Below are 4,061 nucleotides of genomic sequence, written 5' to 3' on the forward strand. Positions count from 1 at the left end.
AGGCTTGTCACAAGCTCTTCGCGAATCGCATCAAGCGGTGGGTTTGTTACCTGAGCAAAGAGCTGTGTGAAGTAATCAAAGAGCAGTCGTGGCTTATTGGAAAGTGCTGCAATCGGAGTATCGGTTCCCATCGAACCAAGCGCCTCTCCCCCTGACTTTGCCATGGGAGCTACGATGATTTTGAGCTCTTCTTCTGTGTAACCAAATGCCTTCTGGCGACGCACAACAGATTTGTGTGGATAGATGATGTGCTCGCGAGCTGGAAGTTCAGAGAGCTTCACCATTCCATCTGCAAGCCACTGTCCATATGGAGCAGCATCTGCAAGCGAATCCTTAATCTCATCATCTTCAATGATGCGACCAGATTCGATATCTACTAAGAACATCTTTCCGGGCTGCAGACGTCCCTTGCGAACAATCTTCTCTGCAGGGAAATCGAGAACACCCACTTCTGAAGCAAGAACAACGAGGCCATCTTCAGTGACCCAGTAACGTGATGGGCGAAGTCCGTTGCGATCGAGTACTGCACCAACTTGGTGTCCATTGGTAAATGTCACGCATGCAGGCCCATCCCATGGCTCCATCATGGAGGCGTGGAATGCATAAAAATCACGGCGCTTCTGTGACATCGTCGCATGGTTCTCCCATGCTTCAGGAATCATCATCAAGATTGAGTGAGGAAGAGAGCGTCCACCAAGGTAGAGAAGCTCAAGAACTTCATCGAATGATGCAGAGTCAGAGCCAGACATCTCTACGATTGGGAAGATGCGATTGAGGTCCTCACCGAAGTACTCGCTCTTTAATAGTGATTCGCGCGCGCGCATCCAATTTCGGTTTCCCTTAACTGTATTGATTTCACCGTTGTGAGCGATGTAGCGATAAGGGTGAGCAAGTGGCCACGATGGAAAAGTATTGGTAGAAAAACGTGAGTGAACAAGCGCTAGTGGGGAAACAACACGCTCATCACTGAGATCCGGAAAGAACTCTTCCAGCTGACCGGTTGTGAGCATTCCCTTGTAGACGATTGTCTGGGATGAAAGTGATGGGAAGTAGAGATCCAATGAGTGCTCTGCACGCTTACGCAGACAGAAGACCTTACGATCGAGAGCGATTCCTGTTTCGCCATTTTTGCCCGCAATGAATACTTGTTGAAAATCTGGCATGACAGAGAGAGCAGTCTTGCCCAACGAAGATGAATTAATAGGAAGTGCACGCCAACCGAGAATTGTCATGCCTTCCTCGGTTGCTAACTTTTCAATCTCGCCTTTGAGATCTTTTCCTAATCCAGATTCATTTCGAGCAATAAAAGCAATACCTGTTGCGTAGCTTCCCCCTGCAGGCAGAGTGAAATCAACGACTGCGCGATAGAAGGCATCAGGAACACGAATCAAAATTCCTGCACCGTCACCTGAATCAGGTTCTGCACCAGAGGCGCCGCGGTGTTCGAGATTGCGAAGAGCGGTAAGTGCCTTCTCTACGATTTCATGGGTGGCAACTTTATTGAGCGTTGCCACCATCGCTACGCCGCATGCATCATGCTCGTTGGCAGGATCGTAGAGACCCTGGGGGGTCGGATAGTTGGATTGAAGCACCATACTCGTTGTCTCTTTTCACAGATTTCATACCTGTCGGGACAACGATGGCCCGTCTTAAGTTCGCAAAGGGTAGCAACCGAGAGGGCGCTATGACTACTTTATTACCGCTACACGCTCGCCTTTTATGCCACAGAGGCGTGGAAGAGCTGACCGATTCCAGCGGTAATCGCCATGCCAAGACAGCCTCCGATAAGGACTCGCAGCGTTGGGAGGAGGAGCTTGGAGCCTGCAGTCTTTGCCCCAATAGCACCGGCAACGATTAAGCCAACGATGGTGAAGCCAACGATGGAAGCAGAGATGGTGCCCATGGTCGGAGCAAAGGCTGCCAAGAATGGAATGAATCCGCCGACTGCAAATGAGAGAGCAGAGGCGATTGATGCTTGAACTGGTCGTGCCTTGCTATGAGGATGGTGCCCTAATTCATCACGGAGATGAGTATTGAGCGCATCTTTCTCGGTCAACCGAATTGCAACTTGGCGAGCAAGTGGTTCATCGAGTCCGCGATCTTGGTAAATCGCAACCAGTTCTTCGAGTTCGCCTTCTGGGTCAATTGCAAGATGTTCAATTTCAAGAAGTCTATCCGACTCTTCAATATCTGTCTGAGACGAGACAGAGATGTATTCACCGACCGCCATTGAGAGTGCGCCCGCCGCAATACCTGCGGCACCGGTTGAAATGATGATGGATCTCGCATTATCGAGTGAGGCACTTGCTGCTGCAACTCCCACCATCAAGGAGGCAGTCGAAACTAAGCCATCATTGACACCAAGAACTGCAGCGCGAAGCCAGCCCGCACGGTGACCCTTATGTTCGAGATTACGGAGATACACATCTTCTAGACCCATATTTCTACCTTACCGTGCAGAACGGGAAAAGATCGGTAAGAGCGCGAGGGATATTGCTCCCACCGCAAGACTGACGAGAACATTGATGCGAATTCCTGCAATCAGATGGGCTGAATCAATTCTTAAGAGCTCAAAGCCAAGTCTGCCCAGGCAGTAGAGGGCAACATAGAGAGCGAAGATTTGCCCGGCCTTCAATCGAGTACCTAGGCGAAGCAGGAGAAATCCGACAGCAACACACCAGATGGATTCGTAGAGAAAGGTGGGATGAAAGGTAAGAAATTCTTGATACCCATCTGGCCTTGCCCATCGCGGAATTTCTAAGGCCCACGGAAGCGTGGTGGGCTTTCCAAAGAGCTCAGCGTTAAACCAATTTCCCCAACGACCAATTGCTTGAGCGAAGATAATTCCTGGCGCTACTGCATCTGCAAAGTGACGAAATTTCGGAAGTTCGCGTGTGCGCCCCAACCAGAGATAAGCAAGATACGCGCCAATTCCACCAAGAGTAATAGCTCCCCAGATTCCCAACCCACCTTGCCAAATCTTGAGAATATTTTCAGGGTGGCCGTGCGATCCAAAGAATCTCTCTGGTGTAGTAATCACGTGATAGAGACGTCCGCCGAGAACGCCAGAGGGAACAGCAACAATTGCAACATCACTGACAACTCCACGCGTAGCGGGGAAAGCTGAGACAAATCGCTTGTTGCTTAACCAGATAGCTACCGCAACACCAGTGATGATGCAGAGTGCATAGGCATGCACGGTAAAGGGTCCAATTTCAACAACCGAAATACTCGGCGTTGGAATGGATGTGTGCATATTAACCGCGCTCTACAGCTGCTTTAAATTTATCTGCGCTGAAGTATTCGCTATTGCGATCAATCTCTTTGCCATTAACAAAGACTGTCGGAGTTGAGTTAACTCCTGCCTTAGACCCTGCAGCAGCAACCTTTGAAACCCAACCTTCGTACTTCATATCTTTGACACATTTTTCAAAGGTAGAACCCGAAATGCCTTGTGCCTTTGCAATTGCGATGATCTGATCGTTGTTCCATGTTCCGGAATTTTCAGTAGCTGGCTGATTCGCATATAGCCCCAAGTGCATGTCAATGAATTTACCTTCATCATTGGCGCAAGCAGCAGCATTTGCGGCGTGCACTGATTCATTGCCAATAAAGGAGAGAACGTGGAACTTTACTACTGCCTTCTTCTCGGTCACCAATGAGGTGATGTACTTGCCGTTGAGACTCTCAAATTGCTGACAGATTGGGCATTGGAAGTCTTCATAGATATCAACGACTGGAAGGCTCTTATCTTCGGCATTGAAGGTAATTGCGTAACCATCAGCTTCGCTGACAGTTGATGGAATCGCTTGGGAGACGCTCTTGTTCTTAGAGAGAACTGTTGGCACGACCATGATGGCAACGTCAGCAACGACCACCGCAATAACGAGGTAGCGAGTGAAGTTATCTTGTCCTGGCTTCGGTGCATTCTTCTGTGACATTTACTGCTCTCTTTCGATCTCGTGAACGGGGTAAATATATGGGTTACTGGCCACGGACGCCGAGAGCGAGCTCGCGCGCCAATTCTGTGACTTTCGTGAGTCCTTCTTCCAAAGTGGGTG

4 protein-coding genes are annotated in these 4,061 nt (G+C 49.5%); all 4 read right to left on the reverse strand.

Annotated features, from left to right (window positions below; all coding sequences use genetic code 11):
* Window positions 1-1,595: glutamate synthase central domain-containing protein (locus tag ACKOVI_RS02525; protein WP_509602441.1), on the reverse strand; the 1,595-nt coding region annotated here is incomplete at its 3' end.
* A 122-nt stretch (window positions 1,596-1,717) separates the two neighbouring features.
* Entirely contained in the window at window positions 1,718-2,440 is a 723-nt protein-coding gene (locus ACKOVI_RS02530; RefSeq protein WP_509602442.1) for a VIT1/CCC1 transporter family protein, read from the reverse strand.
* Between the two features lie 9 nt (window positions 2,441-2,449).
* Window positions 2,450-3,256, reverse strand: a complete 807-nt coding sequence (gene lgt, locus ACKOVI_RS02535) for a prolipoprotein diacylglyceryl transferase (protein WP_509602443.1) — start codon at window positions 3,254-3,256, stop codon at window positions 2,450-2,452.
* A 1-nt stretch (window position 3,257) separates the two neighbouring features.
* The gene (locus ACKOVI_RS02540) at window positions 3,258-3,941 is read right to left on the reverse strand and encodes a DsbA family protein (protein ID WP_509602444.1); all 684 of its coding nucleotides are present in this window, start codon (window positions 3,939-3,941) and stop codon (window positions 3,258-3,260) included.
* Between the last annotated feature and the right edge of the window lie 120 nt (window positions 3,942-4,061).

The sequence above is a fragment of the Candidatus Planktophila sp. genome (assembly GCF_046070465.1).
Lineage (GTDB): Bacteria > Actinomycetota > Actinomycetes > Nanopelagicales > Nanopelagicaceae > Planktophila.